The 21,984-nt window shown below is 45.6% G+C and carries 16 protein-coding genes; 10 read left to right on the forward strand and 6 right to left on the reverse strand.

The window, feature by feature from the left end; genetic code table 11:
- Nucleotides 1-63 precede the first annotated feature (63 nt).
- A complete protein-coding gene (locus FPL27_RS05325) occupies nucleotides 64-762 on the forward strand; it encodes a ComEA family DNA-binding protein (protein ID WP_143960103.1) in 699 nt (232 codons plus the stop codon).
- A 275-nt stretch (nucleotides 763-1,037) separates the two neighbouring features.
- Here the strand turns inward: FPL27_RS05325 and FPL27_RS05330 are convergent, their stop codons facing one another.
- A complete protein-coding gene (locus FPL27_RS05330; RefSeq protein ID WP_317129427.1) occupies nucleotides 1,038-1,508 on the reverse strand; it encodes a type I restriction enzyme HsdR N-terminal domain-containing protein in 471 nt (156 codons plus the stop codon).
- Nucleotides 1,509-1,538: 30 nt separating this feature from the next.
- Between FPL27_RS05330 and FPL27_RS05335 the strand changes: the two genes are divergently transcribed.
- From FPL27_RS05335 to FPL27_RS05345, 3 genes are all read left to right on the forward strand, one after another.
- Nucleotides 1,539-3,182 carry an amidohydrolase gene (locus FPL27_RS05335; protein WP_143960104.1) on the forward strand — a complete coding sequence of 548 codons (1,644 nt, stop codon included), beginning with the start codon at nucleotides 1,539-1,541 and terminating at the stop codon, nucleotides 3,180-3,182.
- A gap of 140 nt (nucleotides 3,183-3,322) precedes the next feature.
- Nucleotides 3,323-3,802, forward strand: a complete 480-nt coding sequence (locus FPL27_RS05340) for a (2Fe-2S)-binding protein (RefSeq protein ID WP_143960105.1) — start codon at nucleotides 3,323-3,325, stop codon at nucleotides 3,800-3,802.
- Between the two features lie 10 nt (nucleotides 3,803-3,812).
- On the forward strand, nucleotides 3,813-6,005 hold the full coding sequence (locus FPL27_RS05345) for a xanthine dehydrogenase family protein molybdopterin-binding subunit (protein ID WP_143960106.1): 2,193 nt from the start codon (nucleotides 3,813-3,815) through the stop codon (nucleotides 6,003-6,005).
- Nucleotides 6,006-6,023: 18 nt separating this feature from the next.
- On the opposite strand, the gene FPL27_RS05350 is transcribed toward FPL27_RS05345, so the two are convergent.
- Nucleotides 6,024-7,061: an AI-2E family transporter gene (locus FPL27_RS05350; protein WP_143960107.1), complete on the reverse strand. Its 1,038-nt coding sequence runs from the start codon at nucleotides 7,059-7,061 to the stop codon at nucleotides 6,024-6,026.
- A gap of 51 nt (nucleotides 7,062-7,112) precedes the next feature.
- Complete coding sequence (locus FPL27_RS05355) at nucleotides 7,113-8,201, reverse strand: bifunctional 3-deoxy-7-phosphoheptulonate synthase/chorismate mutase type II (RefSeq protein ID WP_143960108.1); 1,089 nt, start codon at nucleotides 8,199-8,201, stop codon at nucleotides 7,113-7,115.
- Nucleotides 8,202-8,326: 125 nt separating this feature from the next.
- Here FPL27_RS05355 and FPL27_RS05360 point away from each other — a divergent pair, with 125 nt between their 5' ends.
- The 3 genes from FPL27_RS05360 to FPL27_RS05370 all read left to right on the forward strand — a co-directional run bounded on the left by FPL27_RS05360 (nucleotide 8,327) and on the right by FPL27_RS05370 (nucleotide 13,577).
- Complete coding sequence (locus FPL27_RS05360) at nucleotides 8,327-9,520, forward strand: proline dehydrogenase family protein (protein ID WP_143960109.1); 1,194 nt, start codon at nucleotides 8,327-8,329, stop codon at nucleotides 9,518-9,520.
- Nucleotides 9,521-9,544: 24 nt separating this feature from the next.
- Complete coding sequence (gene lysS / locus FPL27_RS05365) at nucleotides 9,545-11,263, forward strand: lysine--tRNA ligase (RefSeq protein WP_143960110.1); 1,719 nt, start codon at nucleotides 9,545-9,547, stop codon at nucleotides 11,261-11,263.
- A gap of 256 nt (nucleotides 11,264-11,519) precedes the next feature.
- Nucleotides 11,520-13,577 carry a M13 family metallopeptidase gene (locus FPL27_RS05370; protein ID WP_235893372.1) on the forward strand — a complete coding sequence of 686 codons (2,058 nt, stop codon included), beginning with the start codon at nucleotides 11,520-11,522 and terminating at the stop codon, nucleotides 13,575-13,577.
- Nucleotides 13,578-14,125: 548 nt separating this feature from the next.
- Here FPL27_RS05370 and FPL27_RS05375 read toward each other — a convergent pair.
- Nucleotides 14,126-16,924, reverse strand: a complete 2,799-nt coding sequence (locus FPL27_RS05375; protein WP_143960111.1) for a putative LPS assembly protein LptD — start codon at nucleotides 16,922-16,924, stop codon at nucleotides 14,126-14,128.
- Between the two features lie 63 nt (nucleotides 16,925-16,987).
- On the opposite strand from FPL27_RS05375, the gene FPL27_RS05380 reads away from it, so the two are divergent.
- The 3 genes from FPL27_RS05380 (at nucleotide 16,988) to FPL27_RS05390 (ending at nucleotide 20,511) form a co-directional block, all read left to right on the forward strand.
- On the forward strand, nucleotides 16,988-17,788 hold the full coding sequence (locus FPL27_RS05380; protein WP_143960112.1) for an N-acetylmuramoyl-L-alanine amidase family protein: 801 nt from the start codon (nucleotides 16,988-16,990) through the stop codon (nucleotides 17,786-17,788).
- 164 nt (nucleotides 17,789-17,952) lie between these two features.
- Entirely contained in the window at nucleotides 17,953-19,581 is a 1,629-nt protein-coding gene (locus FPL27_RS05385; RefSeq protein ID WP_143960113.1) for an acyl-CoA carboxylase subunit beta, read from the forward strand.
- An 87-nt stretch (nucleotides 19,582-19,668) separates the two neighbouring features.
- Nucleotides 19,669-20,511: a transglutaminase-like domain-containing protein gene (locus FPL27_RS05390; RefSeq protein ID WP_143960114.1), complete on the forward strand. Its 843-nt coding sequence runs from the start codon at nucleotides 19,669-19,671 to the stop codon at nucleotides 20,509-20,511.
- Nucleotides 20,512-20,514: 3 nt separating this feature from the next.
- Here FPL27_RS05390 and FPL27_RS05395 read toward each other — a convergent pair whose 3' ends face one another.
- Both FPL27_RS05395 and FPL27_RS05400 read right to left on the reverse strand, forming a co-directional pair.
- A complete protein-coding gene (locus tag FPL27_RS05395; protein ID WP_143960115.1) occupies nucleotides 20,515-21,090 on the reverse strand; it encodes a redoxin domain-containing protein in 576 nt (191 codons plus the stop codon).
- A gap of 244 nt (nucleotides 21,091-21,334) precedes the next feature.
- Complete coding sequence (locus FPL27_RS05400; protein WP_143960116.1) at nucleotides 21,335-21,964, reverse strand: 4'-phosphopantetheinyl transferase family protein; 630 nt, start codon at nucleotides 21,962-21,964, stop codon at nucleotides 21,335-21,337.
- Nucleotides 21,965-21,984 lie beyond the last annotated feature (20 nt).

Below are 21,984 nucleotides of genomic sequence, written 5' to 3' on the forward strand. Positions count from 1 at the left end.
GGAGACAAAAATGTCTCCTATTGCTCTATGGGCATTTTTCAGTTAAGGTTTAATTTTTGGCAGATGTTTAAGAAGTTACATTTTTACCTAAGGGTTTATCTGGGGTTTAGCAAGCGTGAGGCTCGCGGCTTTGCTTTGCTTATTCCGTTTCTTATTATTTTCTACACCACTCCTATATTATATGAGCGGATAGTCCTGCATGATGAAAAAGCCGGGTATGCAAATTGGGAAACTACTGATACCCTCAATGCTTCCTTGAACTCAGATTCTACATTCAGGGAAAGCTTGGGTCATCTAGCGGTTTTAACGGCAGGGAAGGATAGCTTGCCTAAAAGCGTAAGGAGGCAGGTAGATTATGGAAATGTAAAATTGGGCTTTGCTGAGACCGACTCCATTACATTGCAGGTTGTGCCAGGAATAGGAAAGGCAATGGCTTCCAGGATCATCAAATTCAGGGATTCAATGGGTGGGCTTCATTCTAAAGAGCAGTTGTTGGAAGTTTATGGGCTTGAAGAAGCTGTGTACGACAGAATCTGGGAGCATTTTGAATTCCGGCCCACATCAATTGAAAAACTTCCCATCAATTCAGCCCCAGTGGATTTGTTGTCAAAGCACCCCTATATATCTTTCGGACAAGCAAAAGTTATTATCGCCTACCGGGAGCAGCACGGGCCTTACCGATCAGTCGAAGATCTCCTCGCCATCAAAATCCTCAACCCCAACTGGGTGCAAAGGCTAAAACCCTATTTGAGTTTTGAGTGAATTCTACGTTGAAAAGATTTCACGCAAAGCTCGCAACGAAATTCGCAAAGGCCGCAGCGAGTAATAGGGTTTTAACTATTAAATGGTTAGAAAGATTTTCAATCTAGATCTCTGCGCCCTTTGCGATTTTTTTCGTTGCGCCGCCGCGTGAAATTATTCTAGTTCTGTCGGATGGAATCTATATAAAAAATTATTTTTCAGTCAATTGCCTCTGCGCCCTTGCGTTTTTATCGTTGCGGCGATGCGTGAAACTTTTTTTCGAGGTGCAGCTTTTTTTACCCGAAATCCGGGAACTGCGATAACTGTCTAAACTGCCCCTTTTCCTCCTCCCAAGCCAGGCAAATATGCTGAAGGCCATTGCTGATGCAAAGATTTGGGGCGCCGAGGATCTTGTTGTACACACTTACCTGTTCCACGGTCTTCTGGGTCAATTTCACATCTGGAGCCTTACACTCAACTAGAAGAAAAGGTTTCCCATCCCGATCCATCACCATCACGTCAAATCTTTTCTGCATGGTGTTGTATTTAAGTCCTTTTTCCAAAGCAAAAAGAGATCTGGGGTACTCCTTATATTGTACCAAATATAAAATAATGTGTTGTCTCACCCATTCCTCAGGTGTCAAAACCAAATACTTCTTTCGTAGTGAATCAAAAATGCTTATTTTACCATCTATTTCATCCACCTGTACCTCCACGGGAGGCAGGTTGAGGACTGGCATGGAATAGTTGATTTGGGGTTCCATCATCTTGCAAACTTAAAGAAACAATCTATATATATGAATAAAATAATACTCAATACCCTCATAGCTTTTGGGATCGGCACGGCCGCCCAGGCCCAGATGCAGAAGGCCGACCAGATTTTCCTAAACGGTAAAATTTATACCGTGGACGAAGCTTTTAGCAAGGCCGAAGCCTTTGCTGTGAAAGATGGGAAGTTTGTCGGAGTAGGCACAAAGGTCCAAATTCAGGAAGCCTTCCAAGCAGATAAAGTGACTGACCTTGAAGGAAAATTCGTTTACCCAGGCTTGATTGATAGCCATGCTCACTTTTACCGCTATGGTACCGGGTTGCAAGTAGCGGACCTTGTCGGGGCGAAAACCTTCGAGGAACTGTTGGAAAGGATAAAAAGCCACCGCGAGTCTCATCCGCAACAAGAATGGCTACTAGGTAGAGGTTGGGACCAGAACCTTTGGCCTGACAAAAGCTTTCCATCCAAGGAAAAACTGGACGAACTTTATCCTGACACGCCTGTACTTCTGACTAGGGTTGATGGTCATGCCGCATTGGCCAACCAAATGGCTTTGGACCTTGGTGGAGTGGATGCAAATACCGAAATTCTCGGAGGCAAAGTGATCCTGAAAGACGGCCAGCCAACGGGTACCCTTATCGATAATGCTATCGGGCTTGTCTCTAAGCATATTCCTGAAGCTACTGACCAAGAAAGCAGAGATGCCCTAAAAGCAGCCCAAGAAAACTGCTTCGAGGTAGGTTTAACCTCTGTGGTGGACGCCGGACTGGACAGGTCTACCATCGAGCTGATGCATGACATGCATAAGGATGGATCTCTTAAAATGAGGATTTACGCCATGGTCAACCCAACAGAGGAAAACAGAAAGCATTATTTTGAAAAAGGGACCTATCAAGATGACCACCTAACAGTAAGAAGTTTTAAAATATACGGCGACGGTGCATTAGGCTCTAGAGGTGCGGCGTTGTTAGAGCCTTATCATGATGATCCCCATGAGCAGGGCTTTTTGCTCAACACCCCTGAGGAGTTTGAAAAACTGGCCTTCGAGATGCATGAGAACGGTTTTCAGATGAACACCCACTGTATTGGCGATTCGGCTAACAGGACTTTGCTTGATATTTATGCTAAAGTGCTTAAAACTGAAAATGACTTGCGATGGAGAATTGAACATGCACAGATTGTGAGCCGTGAGGATATCGGCAAGTTTGCCAAATACAGCGTCATCCCCTCCGTGCAGCCTACACACGCCACATCTGACATGTATTGGGCAGAGGACAGATTGGGTCCCGACAGAATCAAAACTGCCTATACTTTCCAGGATCTACTTGATCAAAATGGTAAATTGGCATTGGGAAGCGATTTCCCGGTTGAATTCATCAATCCTTTGTACGGTTTCCATTCGGCTGTTGCCAGAAGAGATGCTGAGAACTGGCCTGAGGAAGGTTTCCAAATGGACAACAAGCTAAGCCGTGAGGATGCCATGCGGGGTATGACTATCTGGGGAGCTTTTGCCAACTTCGAGGAAGATTATAAAGGAAGCATCGAACCCGGTAAGCTGGCCGATTTCGTCATCCTTAACGAAGACCTTATGGAAGCACCAGAAGAGTCTCTCAGGGAGTTGAAAATACAGGAGACATACATCGGTGGGCAACGGGTTTTCGAAAGAAAATAGTAAGAGGTAAAATAAGAGGTAAAAAGTGAGAAGTAAGAAGTCACCTTCTTACCTCTCACTTCTTACTTTTCACCTTAATTTTCTGCCCATAATTTTTTACCTTGGGGATATTGTTGTTTTTCAATTAACTACCACTCCCCATGATCAAGGAAATCCGCCTCAATGTAAACGGCAAGGAACACACCCTTCAAATTGACCCCAACACCCCACTTCTTTATCCTTTAAGAAATGAACTCGAACTCAACGGGGCAAAGTATGGCTGCGGGCTCGAACAGTGCGGGAGCTGTATGGTACTGCTGGATGGTCAGGCCGAACCCAGTTGCATGAGAACCTGCGGAAGTCTAGAGGAAGTGGAAATTCAAACCATTGAATCTTTAGCTGATGGGGAAAATTTGCATCCCATTCAGCAGGCCTTCATCGAAACCCAGGCTGCCCAATGCGGTTACTGTGTCAATGGGATGGTCATTTCAGCAAAAGCACTTTTGGACCAAAACCCCGACCCAACGGATGAAGAGATTAAAGAAGCTCTTCAAAGGGTGTTGTGCCGATGTGGTACTCATTCAAGATTCATCAAAGCCGTGAAGCTTTCTTCTGAAAAAATGAATTCCTCCACCCTATAATTTTTTCCTCATGAAACTATCCGATATCAACCGCCGCAAATTTCTTAAGCAATCCGGACAGGTCCTCGTAGGGTTTAATCTGCTCCCACTTGCCTTTTGCACCCCAAATCAAGCCAATGAAATGGTTGAATGGGTCGATAAAGGAAGGGATGCAGTTGATTCTTGGATCCGGCTGAATCCTGATGGAAAGGTGACCGTGTTGACAGGAAAGATGGAACTAGGGCAGGGGATCAAGGCCGCCCTTCGTCAGATAGCTGCCGAGGAACTGGATGTGGAAATGGACAAGGTGGAGATCATCATTGCCGATACAGGTAAAACCCAAGATGAGCGCTATACGGCAGGGAGCAATTCCATCGAGGGAAGTGGCAAAACGATAAGGAATGCCGCAGCTGAGGCAAGAAAGATATTATTAGATAAAGCGGCTGAAAAGTGGGGGACATCGCCTGATAACTTAACCGTTTCTAACGGGAGGATCAGTCAAAATGGAGGGGAGTCAGCGTCCTATTGGGATGTGTTGCAGGGAAGATCCTTGGAGGGAAATATCACCGGGGAGGCACCCAAGAAAGACCCAAAAGATTATAAAATAATTGGTAGGCCAGAACCCAGGGAAGATATTTTGGCCATGGTTACTGGAAAAACCTTATACGTACAGGATCTTCGCCTTCCGGGAATGATTCACGCAAGAGTAATGCGTCCTCCATCTTATGGGGCTAAATTGATTAATTTTCCCAAAGAAGAGGTAGAAGGATTGCCTGGCGTAATCAAGACTGTCCGAGATGGTAGTTTTTTGGCCGTTTTGGCCGAATGGGAATATGATGCTGTCAAGGGATTGCAGCGCTTGCAAATGGGGTCCCAATGGGAGGAAAAGGTATTGGATCCACCGCAAGAGGAGTTGTTTGACAAGATGTTTGGGGCGGAGGATAATGGGAATAGCATTGAGAATAGCCTTCCTTCGGGCTGGGAAGATCGGGGGGAGATTTTGGAAACGGCTTATACTCGCCCTTTCCAAATGCACGGGTCAATCGGACCTTCTTGTGCGATTGCCCAGATGGACAACGGAAAACTTACCATTTGGTCCCACACCCAGGGAGTTTATCCCATGAAAAGGACTATTGCCGATCTGCTCGGAATGAGTGAAGACAATATTCGTGTGATCGGGGTTCCTGGTTCAGGTTGCTATGGACACAACGGGGCCGACGATGCCGGTGCCGACGCCGCACTTTTGGCCGCGGCACATCCCGGTCCACCTATTCGAGTTCAATGGATGCGGATGGATGAGCACAGTTGGGAGCCCTATGGCTCGGCCATGGCTTTCAAAATGAAAGGGATTGTGGACGACTCAGGGAATATTGAAGCCTGGAAAACCGAGCTTTGGTCCGATGCCCACAGTGCCAGACCTGGCGGAAAGGCGGGTCATTTTATAGCCGCTAATACTTTGGAAAACCCAAAGAAATTTGAAGCTGGGGGATTTTCGGCGGGAAGTTACCGGAATGCCGTTCCGCTTTATGGATTTGCCAGGGAAATTGTGCACCATGATTTTTCCACACCATTGAGAACCTCCGCCATGAGGGGACTGGGAGCATATGGGAACATTTTTGCATTGGAATCCTTCATGGATGAGCTTGCCCATAAAAGCGGAACCGATCCTTTGGAGATAAGGCTAAGGCATTTGGGCGATGATCGCGCCAAAGAGGTGTTGGAAACACTCGCTAAAAAAATTGACTGGGCAAATCGCAAAAATAATAACAATCAAGGTTGGGGTTTGTCTTTTGCCAAGTATAAAAACGCAGCCAGCTACTTTGCGGTGGCTGCTTTGGTGGAGGCCGACCCTGGCAACAAAGATTTTAAAGTGAAGAAAATGGTGGGGGTGATCGATGCTGGGCAAACAATTAACCTTGACGGTTTGAAAAATCAAACTGAAGGGGGGATGATCCAATCGGCAAGCTGGACCTTATTTGAAGAAGTGAAGTATGACAGCAACGGAATTGTGAGCAACACCTGGGCTTCCTATCCCATTATGCGTTTTTCCCATGTGCCCGAAATAGAAGTCCATGTCATCGACCGTCCCGAAGAAGAACCCCTTGGGGCAGGGGAGGCTGCACAAGGCCCTGTTTCGGCTGCTATTGCCAATGCGGTTTTCGCTGCTACTGGGTCTCGCGTTCGAGATTTACCATTACTTCCTGAAAAGATAAATTGGGCATAATTACTTGAAATGCCTTACCTATTCCTTATTGCTAATTAACCTTCCAATGGGCTTTAACCTAGGGGTGTTCTCAGCCACGATTCGGAAAATAGCAAATAGAGGTACAAACAATATCATGCCCAAGATTCCCCAAAGCATGCCCCCGATGACAATGGCGATGATGATATACAAAGGAGCAAGATTTACTTCGTCTCCAATAATTAGTGGTTCAAGTATGTAGCTTTCGATAAGCTGTATCACTAAAACTACAGCCGCAAATGCCAGGATAAAGGAAGTACTTTCGCCTTCCACCATGGTAAATGCTACCGGCATCACCCCACTCATCAGGGGGCCTATATATGGGATGATAGTTAGCAGTGCACCGACTACTGTAAATAGCAGTGCAAACCTGATGTCAAAAGCCAAAAATGTGATCAGGTACATGCCGCCCAAAATTGACATCACCTTGATCCTTCCCCACAAATAATGATGGGAAACCGTAGCAGACCTTTCTATCACTCTTTGGGTGGTATCCTTATTATCACCGCTGTATTCCAACATGAATTTTCGGATCCTGCCCCTGTTAGTCAGCAATAGGAAGAGATAAACCATAGTAAGAAAAAAGTGACCCAAAGTATTGAACAAGCCTGCCAAAAAGCTTTGCACCCATGCCTGTATACCCTCGGCCATTCCGTCTGACCTTTCTTCAAATAAGCTGGATTGCCTTTCTGGAGATATGCCAGTTATATTAGAGATACTTTGCTGTAGGGCAGCTACGAGTTCTTCCAGTTGCTCACCCATTTCAGGCAGTCCTTCTGCAAAATGGCCCAATTGAGCTACTATCAGAATTATTAGGCCTGAGATCGTAAAGAAGACAATCAAAACACATAACAGCGCCGCAAGCATGCGTGGCAGACTTTTTCTTTCCATAAAATTAGCCACCGGTCTCATCAATGTGGCAAAAAAGAAAGCAAACACCAGAGGTTTGAGAAATCCCGCTCCCAGATAAAAAATCGCAGCTAAGGCAATGATTAGGAAAAGTATGCTGTTTATTTTAAAAATAACCGCTTTCATCATTTCTTATAAATTGATTTAAAGCTACTTTGTTCAAAACTGGGCAATGGAGGCTTATTTCCCCTCCATCACCTCGGTCTGCTTTTTAATAGATTCAGTGTGGATAAGCTTGAAAAGATCTTTGGCAAATGACTCTTTTAGATTCAATGCCTTGGCCCACTCGGGCCGCGTCTGAAAGACTTTATTCCATCTTTCCATTTGCAGGATGGCCACATTGTTGAGCTTTTTATACTGGCCCACTTTTTCAACCAAACTCATCCTTTGGCTGAGAAGCTCCAATATCTCCCTGTCTACATCATCAATCTGCTCCCTGATAATATCCAGTTGGGATTGCAGTTCAGGATCGTCCAAAGCCACCTTTCTGGTTTTCAATTGATGCAAAAGCCCACCTAAGTCGGACGGGGTTAACTGCTGGGCACCATCTGACCAAGCCTTATCCGGATTGACATGCGATTCTATGATCAACCCGTCAAAACTCAAATCAAGTGCTTTTTGGGCAATGTGTGGGATCAGGTCTCTGTTTCCGCAGATATGGCTGGGGTCACATAGTAACGGTAAATCCGGGAAGAGGGATTTCAACTCTATCGGTATCTGCCAAGTAGGTGAATTACGGTATTTGGTGTCATTGAAATTGGAAAAACCCCGGTGGATGGCACCTATGTTGGTAATTCCGGCTTGGGCTATTCTTTCTATGGCCCCGATCCAGAGTGCTAAATCAGGATTGATGGGGTTTTTGATGAGCACAGGTATGTCCACACCTTTCAAACTGTCAGCTATATCCTGCACGGTAAAGGGATTGACCGTAGAGCGTGCACCAATCCATATAACGTCGATGCCTGCCTTCAAGGCTTCTTCCACATGAGCGGGAGAGGCCACCTCGATGGCGAATTTAACCCCGTGTTTTTCCTTCACTTCCTGGATCCAAGGAAGGGCAATCGCTCCTACACCTTCAAAGCTGTTTGGACGGGTTCTAGGTTTCCAAACTCCCGCACGGATGGTACGAATGCCCTGCTGGACGAGATGATCGACCGTTTGGTCCAACTGCTCAGGGGTTTCCACACTGCAGGGTCCGGCTATATAGAGGGGGTAACTGAAACCTTGGTTCCAGTCTCCTATTTTCTTAAGAATCAAATCTTTGTTCATGTATGCTCAAGGCTAATAAATCAATTAACAATTATAAGGCAGTAGGGGTTTTTTTGATATATTTGCATGCGGATAGGGGAGCCTAGGCTACCGGTCCCACCCAAATATACTATAGAGCATCATGTATGAGAACAGAACCCAAAATTTCCTTTGATGATCTTCAGGTAGCTTTTGAATCCAAGACTGACGCAGATTTGAGGAAGATGTACGCCATTTTCGCTACCATGAATAATCAGACTGCCGTCAAGCTAGGCATTAAGATGACAAATTTAGCATTTAAGCTGAAATTTCCAGTTAAGGGATTGATGAAGGCTACGATGTTTGGACACTTTTGTGGTGGAGAGACTATTGAAGATTGTCATGGTACCGCTCTGGATCTAGGGAAGTACAATATAGGGTCGATTTTGGATTACTCGGTGGAAGGTGAGGGAGATGAGGAGAGTTTTGACAACACCAAAGAGGAAATTCTCAAGACCATAGAAAAGGCCGCCAAATCTATGCACATATCATTTGCGGTCTTTAAGGTGACGGGACTGGGGGATTTTGAAATCATGACCAAAATCCAGGAAAAAGAACCGCTTTCGGATGAGGAACAGGCTTCGTTTGAAAGGTTGAGGGGAAGATTTGACGAGCTTTGCAAAGCTGCGCATGATGCCAAAGTTAGAATCTTGGTGGATGCAGAGGAAAGTTGGTTTCAGGATGTAATAGATGACATGGTCTACGAGGCCATGGAAAAATATAATAGGGAGACTGCCATCGTGTACAACACTTACCAGATGTACAGGCATGACATGCTTCAAAGGCTGAAAGGTGCCCATTTGGACGCTGTGGCAAAGCAATATTATCTTGGAGTGAAACTGGTTAGGGGCGCCTATATGGAAAAAGAAAGACAGCGCGCTTTGGATATGGGTTACGAAAGCCCTATTCAGCCTACCAAGGAAGCTTCTGACAAAGACTACAATGATGCTTTGCAATTTTGTATCAACAATAAGCAGAGGGTGTTTTTGGTGAGCGGCTCTCACAATGAACTCAGTAATGTCATGCTGACAGAGTTGATGTCCCTTCACGGACTCAAGCCGGATGATGAAAGAATGTTCTTTGCCCAGCTTTACGGCATGAGTGACAACATTTCCTTCAACCTAGCCAAGGCAGGTTACAACGTGATGAAATATGTGCCATACGGTCCAGTGGAAAGCGTCATGCCCTATTTGGCCCGAAGGGCAGAGGAAAATACTAGCATGGCCGGCCAATCCAGCCGTGAATTTGATTTGATTAAAAAAGAAATTGCCCGTAGAAAGGCAATTAAAAACAATAAATAAAGTAGCAAAAATTCACCAATATCAATGCAATTATTAAGCGAGCAGGAATTAGAGCGAAGAAAAGACCGTGAGGAATTGATGAAGCTGGGGATTAATCCCTATCCGGCCGAATCCTTTCCGGTCAATGTCACCGCAAGCGATATTCATAGAAACTACGAGAACAGAAAGAACGATTATAAAAATGTAACCATTGCTGGAAGGCTGATGAGCCGCAGGATCATGGGCTCGGCTTCTTTTGCCGAAATCCAGGATTCCACCGGAAGGCTGCAGATCTACATCAGAAGGGACGATATTTGTTCTGAAGATGATAAGACTTTCTACAATACGGTTTTCAAAAAACTTTTAGGTATCGGTGACTTCATCGGGGTGAAAGGGTATATCTTCACCACCCAAACCGGTGAGATCTCCCTGCACGTTACAGAACTGAAAATCCTTTCCAAGTCTGTGAAGCCGCTTCCGGTGGTGAAAAGAGATGATGACGGAAATGTTTTTGACGGTTTTACTGACCCTGAACTCCGCTACAGACAAAGATACGTTGACCTTACCGTCAACCCCGATGTGAAGGACGTATTCGTGACCCGTTCCAGGATCATTTCCAACATGAGAAGGTATTTTGACGACCACAACTGGCTGGAAGTTGAAACCCCTATTCTTCAGGCAGTGCACGGTGGTGCAGCGGCTCGTCCGTTCAATACCTTCCATAACACGCTGGACATGCCTTTATATTTAAGGATTGCCAATGAGCTGTACCTAAAAAGGTTGATCGTAGGCGGTTTTGATGGAGTATATGAGTTTGGTAAAATGTTCCGAAACGAGGGTATGGATAGAACCCATAACCCGGAATTCACCTCCATGGAAATCTATGTGGCCTATAAAGACTACATTTGGATGATGGAAATGGTGGAAGATCTTTTGGAGAAGGTGACCGTTTCGGTTCACGGTACCTCCAAAGTAAAAGTTGGGGACAAGGAAATTGACTTTGCCGGACCTTATCGCAGATTGACCATGTATGACTCCATCAATGAGTATGCTGATGTGGACGTAAGCAAAATGGACGAGGCGGGCCTTCGTCAGGTTTGCTCCGATTTCGACATTGAAGTGGATGACACCATGGGCCGTGGCAAGTTAATTGACGAAATCTTTGGTGAAAAAGTGGAGGCAAATTTGATTCAGCCGACCTACATCACAGATTATCCGATAGAAATGACGCCTTTGGCGAAAAAGCATAGAACTGAAGAAGGCCTTGTCGAAAGGTTTGAACTTTTCGTAAATGGTAAAGAGATTGCCAACGCATACTCTGAGCTTAATGACCCAATCGATCAGAGAGAAAGGTTTGAAGAGCAGCTGAAACTTGCAGAAAGAGGGGATGACGAAGCTATGGCTATGGATGATGACTTCCTAAGGTCTTTGGAGTACGGTATGCCTCCTACTTCCGGTCTAGGAATAGGGATCGACAGATTAACCATGTTACTTACCAATAAGTCGACTATCCAAGAAGTGTTGTTCTTCCCGCAAATGAGACCTGAGAAGAAAGTAAGTATCGCCACCGATGAGGATTTCATCAAGCAGGGAGTTGATCCAGCATTGATTCCTGCCATCCGTGAGCTGAACATCCATACGATCGACCAGCTGAAAGAACAGGATGCTAATAAGCTTTTCAATGATGTGTGCGGCAAGCGCAAAAAGCTAAAACTCGACGCCAAAAACCCTTCAAAAGAAGAAGTGGCCAAATGGGTTGAATAGTTAGAATATAACAGCTAAAATTCTAGAGCACCTTTCGGAGAAATCCGGGAGGTGTTTTTGTTTTCTGTATATCGCAACCATACGAGTAAATGACAAAACCTGATTGATTTTTGGTCAGAATTCACATTAGCCGCTGTTTCGGTCTTCGGTCTTCGGTCTCCCCGCCCGGGGCAATGCCGTTAAAATAAACCCATTAGTGCGTATAGCCTTTTTTTCTTAAATTGGCTGACAGAAAAATCAATAACCAATATAATATATGAATCGATTTACTTATTTAGGTTTTGGCGCTGCCTTTACCGGCCTGTTGATGGTCGGCTGTTCCCAGCAGTCCTCCGTTACCGAAGGAGGAGAAGTGCAAGCCATCAATTTGAATTACATGGATTCCACCACGCGCCCACAGGATGACTTTTTCCAGTTTGTGAACGGTGGTTGGCTAGAAAAAACTGAGATTCCTGGCGATCAGGGTCGTTGGGGAAGCTTTAATGAGCTTCGCGAATTCAACAATGAGGCGGTATTACGTGTGTTGGAAAAAGCTTCCGAAAGCGATGAGTTCCAGGAAGGATCTGACCAGAGAAAAGCCGCTGACTTCTATCGTATAGGTATGGACAGCACCTTGGCAGAAAATAGAGGCATGGAGCCTTTGAAGCCGTGGTTTGAGGAAATCGACCAGATCAGCAACGTGGAAGATCTGCAGGCCTACATGGTCAAGCAGCAGAAAAAAGGCGGAGGCGCCTTCTTCGGACTTGGTGTCAACACCGACCTAAAGGATTCTGAGAAAATGGCTCTTTACGTTTCCCAAAGCGGTTTGGGTCTTCCTGACCGTGATTATTATGTGGAGGACAACGAGAAGTTCAACGATCTTCGCCAAAAGTATCAGAAGCATGTAGCCTCAGCCTTGAAGTTGGCCAACGTGGATGATGCCGAAGGAGCCGCGCAGCGTATCATGGATTTGGAGACTAGATTGGCAAAAGCCAGTAAGACCAGAATTGAAATGCGCGACCCAGAAGGTCGCTACAACAAATACACTTTGAGCGAAATGAACAAGCTTACGCCTTCATTTGACTGGAAAGGCTATTTGGCAGAGCTCAATGCAGATACCGAAGAGGTGATTGTTTCTACGCCTAAATTTATGGAGGAAGTGGAGAAGATTATCAAGGAAGTTCCTGCCTCTACTTGGCAGGAATACTTGAAGTGGAATGTAGTCAACAGTGCCTCTTCATACCTTAGCTATGATTTTGTGAAAAACAACTTCGATTTCTACGGCAAGGAACTTCAGGGTACCGACGAGATGAGACCAAGATGGAAGCGCGTACTTGCTACTACAGAAAGAGCAGCAGGTGAGGCTATCGGTAAGCTTTATACGGAGGAGTATTTCCCGCAGGAAGCCAAAGAGAAAGCCCAGGAAATGGTGGACAACATCATGCTGGCCATGGGTGAAAGAATCAGAAATCTTGACTGGATGACCGATGAGACCAAAGAGAAAGCCCTTGAGAAATTGGGTACATTCAATGTAAAGATCGGTTTCCCTGATGAGTGGAAAAGCTATGCTGACCTAGAGGTGGACGGTGATCCGGAAACGGCAAGTTACTTTGATAATGCTATGAAGTCCTCCGAATTCAGATTCAACGAGAACATCTCCAAATTAGGCAAGCCTATAGATAAGAATGAGTGGTTCATGACTCCTCAGACAGTAAATGCCTATTACAACCCAACTTGGAACGAGATTGTGTTCCCAGCGGGTATCCTTCAGCCTCCTTTCTATGATTACAGAGCTGATGCTGCTGTGAATTATGGTGGTATCGGTGGCGTAATCGGTCATGAGATCAGCCATGGTTTTGATGATCAAGGAAGCAGATACGATGCACAAGGAAACTTGAGAAACTGGTGGCAGGATGAGGACTTGGAAAACTTCCAGGAAAGAACCGGTCAGTTGGTAGCTCAGTATGATTCCTACGAGCCATTGGACGGCGTGAATGTAAAAGGAAGCCTTACCTTGGGCGAAAACATTGGTGACCTTGGTGGTGTGTTAGTGGCTTTCGACGGTTTGAAAAAACACTTGGATGAGCACGGCAGACCTGAGTCCATCGACGGTTTTACACCTGAGCAAAGATTCTTCATCTCTTGGGCCACCATCTGGAGAACTAAGAGCAGAGAAGAAGCCCTGAGAACCCAGATCCAAACTGACCCTCACTCTCCAGCCATGTATCGCGGCAACGGTCCACTTGTGAACATTGATGCCTTCTACGAAGCATTCAACGTACAGGAAGGCGACGGCATGTACAAAGCCCCTGAAGACAGAGTTAGAATCTGGTAAGATTCCAGAATAAATGATAAATAAAAAAGCCTGATCAGCGATGATCAGGCTTTTTTTTGGTTTATTATTTCTGTAGGAAATGTTCAGCTATAAAAGCTCAACCCTTTCAAGTTTTTGAGTTTCCGAAAAGATTTCTCCTTTGCGCTTCTTCGTTACTTTGCGGTTTAGTTTTTCATTCCTCCGCGTCGGGGCTCCGTGAAACTTGACGTCATCTCTTTTTGTGTAATTTCAAATTCTGGAGCATCTAAAAAATAGGGACTTTAACCCGCGAAGCAGCCTTTGTGTTCTTTCATTCCTTTGTGCCCTTAGTGCCCATTGTATCCCATTCTTCCGCGTGGGACTCCGTGACCTTTTGTTTTAGATTCTTCCCAAGAGTCACTCGGTCGAAAAAACGTGAATTTTACTACCTTTGTGCGACTTATTTTTTTTACTTCGGGCGACTTTGTGCCCCATTTTTTCCGCCTCTGGGCTCCGTGAAACTCAGTGCTTAACTCCGAGTAACTCTGTGTCCCCTTTCCGGTCTTCCGTCTCCCGTCTCCCGTCTCTTCCTACCTAAACGAATCGAAGAAGCTTCTTCTCCTCGACACCTTCAAATCCTGAAGTATCGACGATTTCACCCTGATATCAATGTTGTAGGAGGTAAACCTCCCGAAGGGTATCCAGTTGACGTTCATCTGCCAGCAGTGAAGGTCACGGGCGATGCCAATCATGGACTGGGTGATCTGGGTAGTGGAAAGGTCAACACCTGTGTTGAAGTTGATCTTCCACTTTTCGGAGAAACTAACATCACCCGACACGTTCAGTGCCTGGGTCACGTTTGTTGTACCCGTAAAGGCTCTGTTGTAACTGAGGTTGTAGCCAAAAGTCAGATTCCACGGAATTTCCCAGTCTATGTATTGACTTGGATCAGCTACGATGCGGTCTATTTCATTCTGGGCAAACTCATTCATCACCCCGCCCTGGGCCATAAAATCATTGGTGATCTCATCCCGCCTTTCGCCCGGACTTGTTTCCGAACGACTCGGGTTGATACTGCCATTTAAGTTTAGGGTCGCGTTCCGCAATCGTCCTATGCCTTGGCCACGGTTCCAAGCAAATGCATTTACCCGCTGCTCAGCTTGCTGACCTTGGGCATTGGTGACTGTACGGGTGGCATAGGGGTCCATGGTGGCAGAGACAAACACGCTCAATCGCTGGTCAAAGAATGCTGTCCTCGTATTGATGTTGATAGGAGCCAAGTTGAAAGAGTCGGCTGCCATGTTGTAATTAGATGCAAGGTTTAAGGTTTGAAGCACAGGCACCTTTTTGGTTTCCTCGGTTCCAGTGGTATCATTGGAGGTTTTTACTTTGGCTTCCACCACGTTTCTGATGGAAAGGTTTAGCGATCGGGCTTCGCCCAAGGGTGGCCCACCAAAGATGGCACCTTGATAACGGCTGAAAAACTGTGTTCTTCCCGATTCGTCAACCTGTACCTCCTGGAAGTATCCATAACGTGGGTCGGCAAAATTGGGTGAATAGCTGAACCCGAAAGTTGGTTGCATGTGGTGCCTCACAGCCTCTACCTTGCTGCCTTTTCTAAAGGTATAAAAACCGTAGATGTTGGTCGAGAGGTTAAAGGATGAATTGAAGAAACCTGCTCTGTTGAATCCGTCAGACCTGATCTGATCCACACGCTGGGCTTCCTCATTGTAGAAGTAATCGATTTGGTTCAGATACCAAAGCTCGGTGTAGTTGAAGCCTGCCGTACCTGTAAAATAACGGAAAAGCGTGAAGTTGGACGTCACCGGGATCGTATGCCTGAACCCATTATCCGCTTCCCTAAGTAACTGTGGCAAGTTGGCAAAGTTAAACGGCAATACCGGTGGGCCAATCAATGGATCAATGCCTTGGGTGGGATCAAATGGATCTGCCTGTTGAAATTGAGGCTGTGTGTTGACCCCCAAAGGGTTTGTTATTAAATTATTGATTGAGTTCTGTGCGTTGAAGTTCCAGGCTACGTTCAAAGTCTTCAAAGGCTCAAACTGAACGTTTCTAAATGGGTTTTGCCGGTTCATGTTGATTGCAATATCAGGAAGGACAACCCTTACTTCATCTGTCTGTATATTCTGCGAATGTCGTAGGTTGACCGACATGCTGAAAGGAGTACCTGCAAAGGTCTTGCTGTAGGCGATGTTGGACGTGAATTCTGCGTTGATGTTTCGGGCAAAGTTCACCGGGTTTACCACTGCGTTGTTATAAGTTGTGGTACCGGCATTAACCGAAGCGGAAAAACGGCTGTTTCCGCGGGATTCCGGGGTATGCTGCCAGTTGACCCAAAATTCGTTGTAATCGACCTGAAACTCTTCTGTTTCCGGACTTTGGAACCTTTGGTAATCAAAGTTGAACCCTCCGCTGTATCGGTATCTTTTTCGGTAAAGAGTTGCGGCTTTGGCTCCATATCCACCTTTAGAGAATATTTCCCCGGTAAGTCTGGTATGTATATAATCGTTGAAAGCGAAATAATAGCCGAAATCTCTCAAAAAGAAACCCCTTACTTGTTCTTCACCATAGGTGGGAAAGAGTATACCGGAGGCCTTTTCCTGTTGATCAGGGATGATCCCAAACGGCAAACCTAGCGGGGTGGGGATATTATTGAAGTGGAGGTTAAAAGGGCCGGCGATCACATGCTTGCCTCTGATGGATTTGATTTTCCCTGATGCGATATGCCAATGTGGTTCGGCCAGGTTACAGGTGGTGTAAAAACCATCGGCCAGGTACACGCTACCGTCATCGTCTTTTTTTACCGTTTCCCCCCGCAGGAATCCTTCATCCTGCTCGGTCACCACATCGCTGATGATGGCCTTTTGGGTTTTGAAGTTATACCGCATCTCCTTCCGGATCTCATAGGTGGCGGGGCCTTCCTTAAAAACCGGATTTCCCTGAATACTGCCCAGGGTATCGGTGATACCGGAGGCGTAAAGCTCGCTCTTTTCCCAATCAATGACTATATAATCAGCGTCGAGGCGAATGTTTCCGTATTCAAACCAGGCATCATTGTATAGATATACTTTATTTGAAGTGAAATCCGTTATAATACTGTCTTCAGCGTAATAATCTATCTGGGTCTGTATGTCGCCCTTTGGCACAACCGTTGTAGTATCGGTGCCGTCCGGAAGCGTGTCAGGGCCAGGTATAGGTATACTGTCAGGCCAAGCAGGCTGCGGAAGCAGGTTGGGATTGATGACTGTATCAGGAGCGGTAACACGCATTTCGGGCAGTCTTCTGCCTCGACGGTCTTGGCTAAAAGCGTCTAGATCAAGCAGGAATAATAAAAGGAAAGTTAAGAGAAGAAACCTATATTTCTGCACAGATTATTTCTAGTTTAATCAAAAATTTTCAATTTTTGCGTAAAGTTAATGTTATTAACGTTTATGAAACGAACCCTTACAAAAAATATTCTAATTATTTCGATTCTCACACTCTGTGGGCTTTTTGCAGGATTTGTCCCCACTGGTGAGCGGGCCCCCGAATTCCGTCTCAAAAGGGTCGTAATCGATGCCGGACATGGGGGGCATGACCCTGGCACTTCCGGGGCTTCTTCCCGCGAAAAAGATATTTCACTAAAACTCGCCCTTCAGGTGGGGCAGTACATTGAGGAAAACCTTCCAGGCGTAGAAGTGATCTATACCCGGAAAACTGACGTATTTATTCCCCTTAAGGAAAGAGCCAACATCGCCAACCGCAACAAGGCCGACCTTTTCGTGTCCATCCACTGCAATGCCACCGGCAACAGGGGAGTGGCTGGAACGGAAACCTATGTTATGGGTAGCAAAAACTTTGACGCCAATTTTGATATCGTCAAAAGGGAGAATGCTGTAATTCTTATGGAGGATGACTATCAGGAAAACTATGAAGGTTTTGACCCCAAAAGCCCTGAATCTTATATGATGTTCAACCTGATGCAGAAGGCCTACTTTTCCAATTCACTTTCCTTGGCCCAAAAGATAGAATCTGACTTCACCTCAAGAGTGCAGAGAAAGAGCCGTGGGGTGAAGCAGGCTCCATTCTATGTGCTTTGGACGACCAGTATGCCAAGCGTACTCATTGAAACAGGTTTCCTAACCAATTCCTCCGAGGAGCGGTTTCTAGCCAGTCCTAATGGACAAACGTATGTAGCTTCAGCAATTTACCGTTCTATCAAAGCTTATAAAGAAGAGATTGAGTCGATGTGATGGTGTAGGATGTTGGATGACGGAAGTCGGGTGACGGATGTTGGATGACGGATGGCGGATGTTGGAGTCCAAACTTCGTACTTCGTTCTTTGTACTTTATTTTTGATATCACTTTTATTGCTTCTATTTTAGCAAAAGCATATAAACCCAATAATTAATTTTTGATGAATCTTGAATACAATAAGAATGAGGACCTGAACAAGCAACTCATTTATAAGCTAGAGAAAAAGTTAAAACAAGTCCATCTGGGCGGCGGAGAGAAAAGAATAGCCAAAGAGCATGAAAAAGGCAAACTTACCGCCCGGGAAAGGATCGATTACCTTCGCGACAAGGATACTCAATTTTTGGAAATCGGGGCTTTTGCCGCTGATGGCATGTACCAGGAAGAGGGTGGATGTCCCTCGGCAGGCGTAGTCACCGGTATCGGCTATGTAAGTGGCCGACAGTGCATGATCGTTGCTAATGATGCCACAGTAAAAGCCGGGGCATGGTTTCCCATGACGGCCAAGAAAAACCTCCGCGCCCAAGAGATCGCCATGGAAAACAGGATCCCAATTATCTACCTAGTGGATAGTGCCGGGGTGTTTCTTCCTATGCAAAACGAGATTTTTCCTGACAAAGAGCATTTCGGTCGACAGTTTAGAAATAACGCCAAAATGTCCTCCATGGGCATTGTGCAGGTTGCCGCTATTATGGGCAGTTGTGTGGCAGGAGGAGCTTACTTGCCAATCATGTCCGATGAGGCTTTAATTGTGGACAAAACGGGCTCCATATTCCTTGCGGGATCTTATTTGGTAAAAGCTGCCATCGGTGAAGATGTGGACAACGAAACTTTGGGCGGGGCCACCACCCATTGTGAGATTTCCGGCGTGACGGACAACAAATACGAAACAGATCAGGAGTGCCTGGATGCTATAAAGAAAATATTTTCAACCTTGGGAGCACCTGAGTCAGCCGGTTTTGACCGTATTGAACCTCAGAAACCTGCAAAGGATGAAAAAGAAATCTTCGGAATGTTTCCTTCAGATAGGGTAAAACCTTATGACATGCGGGAGATTATCGGGAGGTTTGTCGACAACTCGGAATTTGACGAGTATAAAGAAAGCTACGGGCAGACCTTGCTTTGCGGCACGGCCAGGATCGATGGCTGGGCTGTCGGTATCATTGCCAACCAGCGCAAGATCGTCAAAAACAAGAAAGGCGAAATGCAGATGGGCGGGGTGATCTATTCCGATTCTGCAGACAAAGCAGCCCGCTTTATCATGAATTGCAACCAACGCAAAATCCCTTTACTTTTCATCCATGATGTAAGTGGATTCATGGTTGGTAGTACGGCCGAACATGGTGGGATCATTAAGGATGGCGCCAAAATGGTGAACGCCATGGCTAATTCCGTAGTACCAAAATTCACCATTATCATTGGTAACTCCTATGGTGCGGGCAACTACGCCATGTGCGGAAAAGCCTATGACCCACGCTTGATCTTCAGCTGGCCTACGGCTCAAATGGCTGTGATGAGTGGTGCTTCTGCTGCAAAGACTCTATTGCAGATCAAGGTGGCCAGCCTCAAGAAAGCTGGAGAGCAAATTACCAAGGACGATGAGGAAAAGTTGCTTAAGGAAATACAAGACAAATACTATGAGGAACTTAGCCCCTATTATGCCTCTGCTAGACTTTGGGTGGATGGGGTGATCAATCCGCTGGAAACCAGAAAAGTAGTGAGCATGGGTATAGAAGCCGCTAATCATGCCCCCATAACCGAGCGTTTTAATGTTGGAGTGATCCAAACTTAATTCCTGCTTGGAAGTTTGTAAATTTGAAAACTGTTCCTGATATTATAATTATTGGGAACAGTTTTTTTTAAGATGCAGGAAAGGAAGATGGAAAATTTGACGGACAAAGAATTGAACGCACTGGTTTCCTTGCTCGATGATGAGGACAGGGAGGTGATCAACCATGTGAGGGGTAAAATTATCTCGCTAGGTACGGAAATTATCCCCTTTCTGGAGCAGAAGTGGGAGGAAAGTTTCAACCCCACCGTGCAGAAGGAAATTGAGGAACTGGTACATGAGTTGCAGCTTTCCCAGCTGAGAAGCCGCCTGCTGGAGTGGAAGGAATCCGAAAAGCAAGACCTGCTCACCGGCCTTTGGATACTCAATACCTACCAATACCCCGATCTGGAATTTGATGAATTAAACGGGGAAATGCACCAGATATATTTTGAGGTCTGGACTTCTTTCAAAAACGACCTACAACCCTACGACCAGGTCCGCATCATCAACAACGTACTTTTCAACAGGCTGAAATTCTCGGCCAACACCAAAAACTTCCATTCCCCTGGCAACAGCATGCTTAGCAATGTGTTGTCCACCAAGAAAGGCAACCCTATCAGTCTTTGCGCAATTTATTTACTGGTAGCCCAAAAACTAGGTATTCCGGTACATGGGGTCAACTTACCTAATCTATTTGTCTTGATTTACATGAATGAGGAGCAATCCTTTTATATAAATGCGTTCAATAAAGGCTTGATCTTTAGTAAATCTGATATTTACCACTATTTGGAGCATTTAAAAATAGCCCCTAAGGATGAGTTTTTTGAGCCTTGTTCGAGCATGGATATCATTAAGCGGATGTTCCGCAACTTGATCGTAGCTTATGAGCGCCTTGGGGATGTAGAAAAAACAGAAGAGGTAAAAGGCCTGCTGGATTTACTGAACGATTAACTTTCAGTTTCGAGCACTCCTAGAGCGGATGTTGCAGCCTACTGCCCGAGTTTGAGAGGGGCTAGGGGAGGAGCGTCGCTGGATTTGGGTGAGGGCATTTTCCAGATATCGCTGACTAACACTACCCGGGGCCTGGGGATTGTTGTCAATGGCGCCCTGATATACCACCGATTGACCTGTGGGGCCACTGGTGATCACAAATACTTCTGGGAGCTTGCTAGCTTGAAGCATTCTGGTAACTTTTTGTTCCCCATCCATCAGATAAGGGAAGCGAAAGCTTCTGCCCTTCATTTCATTTTCCGTTTCTTCGATGCTTCCCGCGTGTGGATTAATAAGGGCAAAAGAAAAATCGTTACTAAACCTGCTGGCAATATCTTTAATTCTGTCCTCATAAAGTTTGGAAAAAGGACAGGTGTTGGAGGTGAAAATCAAAACAGTACCCCGCTTGTCATTTAGCTGATCTAATGAAACAGTTGATCCACTATTGGCATCCTTGAGCGCAAAATTCTCCACCCGCTGGGCCATGGAGAACAGCACAGGACCAATCATCAAAACCAGAAACAAGAGCGACCTTTTCATTTCAGCCAGATTTAATTTATTTTTTATGATTATCCGCAATGATGCCAGTAACCATTAACTCCTTGTTTAAGGAGCCGGAAGTCAGAAGACCGAAGACCGAAGAGGCCGTAAATCTAGCTTTCAGCCAACTTTTCATTAGTTGATAGTATTTACTGGCAATAAAATGGATATACAAATTATTTTTTAAATAAACTCGATACTACCGTCTTCCGTCTCCCGTCTCCAGTCTCCGGTCTCCGGTCTCCTACCATATCGTATAACTCAACACCACATCCTTCTCCACTTCCAACTGCACCTGATAATGGTGGTCCGTATACTCGGTGTCATACACTTTGCCTTTCACCACCCTAGCATTCAAGTCAAATGGCTGCAGCAGTATATTTTGGCGCAAACTGATTCCTCTTTTTCCCTGGCACTTAAAGATAGACTCTTTTACCGACCAAGCCATGGTGTAGTGTAAGGGGTCATTTTCCAGGAAGTCCATTTCCGAAGGGTCAAGAAATTTAGGTCCTAGTCTCACCACCTTTTCCCTAACAAAATCCAAATCTATACCCACCGGCATTTCTTTATGAAAAATCGCTGCAGCTAATCCCATGGTGTGGGTGAGGGATACATATCCATAATTGTCCATGGGGTGGCTCTTGCCATGCTCATCCTTGAAAAATCCCGGATAAGGGTGCTGTATGCATTCCAGAGCTTCCTTGATGGCCAGTCTGGCTCCCCGCCACTCGGTTTTTTTGCCGGGATGGCTGATGTTTGCGTAGGAAAGTTTTTCTCGGAAACTTAAAAAATCTAGTGCCTCACCCTCCGTCCCTTCAATATTCTTGATCGCCAGGGCAGAGAAAGGACTTATTTTTTCTATTTTTGTTTGCATATGCCTTAATGAACTCAGGA

Source organism: Litoribacter populi (assembly GCF_007483685.1).
GTDB classification, from domain to species: domain Bacteria; phylum Bacteroidota; class Bacteroidia; order Cytophagales; family Cyclobacteriaceae; genus Litoribacter; species Litoribacter populi.

Coding starts and splice junctions, on each gene's coding strand:
- FPL27_RS05325 (WP_143960103.1), top strand. CDS start 64: ATGTTTAAGAAGTTACATTTTTACCTAAGGGTTTATCTGGGGTTTAGC.
- FPL27_RS05330 (WP_317129427.1), bottom strand. CDS start 1,508: ATGATGGAACCCCAAATCAACTATTCCATGCCAGTCCTCAACCTGCCT.
- FPL27_RS05335 (WP_143960104.1), top strand. CDS start 1,539: ATGAATAAAATAATACTCAATACCCTCATAGCTTTTGGGATCGGCACG.
- FPL27_RS05340 (WP_143960105.1), top strand. CDS start 3,323: ATGATCAAGGAAATCCGCCTCAATGTAAACGGCAAGGAACACACCCTT.
- FPL27_RS05345 (WP_143960106.1), top strand. CDS start 3,813: ATGAAACTATCCGATATCAACCGCCGCAAATTTCTTAAGCAATCCGGA.
- FPL27_RS05350 (WP_143960107.1), bottom strand. CDS start 7,061: ATGATGAAAGCGGTTATTTTTAAAATAAACAGCATACTTTTCCTAATC.
- FPL27_RS05355 (WP_143960108.1), bottom strand. CDS start 8,201: ATGAACAAAGATTTGATTCTTAAGAAAATAGGAGACTGGAACCAAGGT.
- FPL27_RS05360 (WP_143960109.1), top strand. CDS start 8,327: ATGAGAACAGAACCCAAAATTTCCTTTGATGATCTTCAGGTAGCTTTT.
- lysS (WP_143960110.1), top strand. CDS start 9,545: ATGCAATTATTAAGCGAGCAGGAATTAGAGCGAAGAAAAGACCGTGAG.
- FPL27_RS05370 (WP_235893372.1), top strand. CDS start 11,520: ATGAATCGATTTACTTATTTAGGTTTTGGCGCTGCCTTTACCGGCCTG.
- FPL27_RS05380 (WP_143960112.1), top strand. CDS start 16,988: ATGAAACGAACCCTTACAAAAAATATTCTAATTATTTCGATTCTCACA.
- FPL27_RS05385 (WP_143960113.1), top strand. CDS start 17,953: ATGAATCTTGAATACAATAAGAATGAGGACCTGAACAAGCAACTCATT.
- FPL27_RS05390 (WP_143960114.1), top strand. CDS start 19,669: ATGGAAAATTTGACGGACAAAGAATTGAACGCACTGGTTTCCTTGCTC.
- FPL27_RS05395 (WP_143960115.1), bottom strand. CDS start 21,090: ATGAAAAGGTCGCTCTTGTTTCTGGTTTTGATGATTGGTCCTGTGCTG.
- FPL27_RS05400 (WP_143960116.1), bottom strand. CDS start 21,964: ATGCAAACAAAAATAGAAAAAATAAGTCCTTTCTCTGCCCTGGCGATC.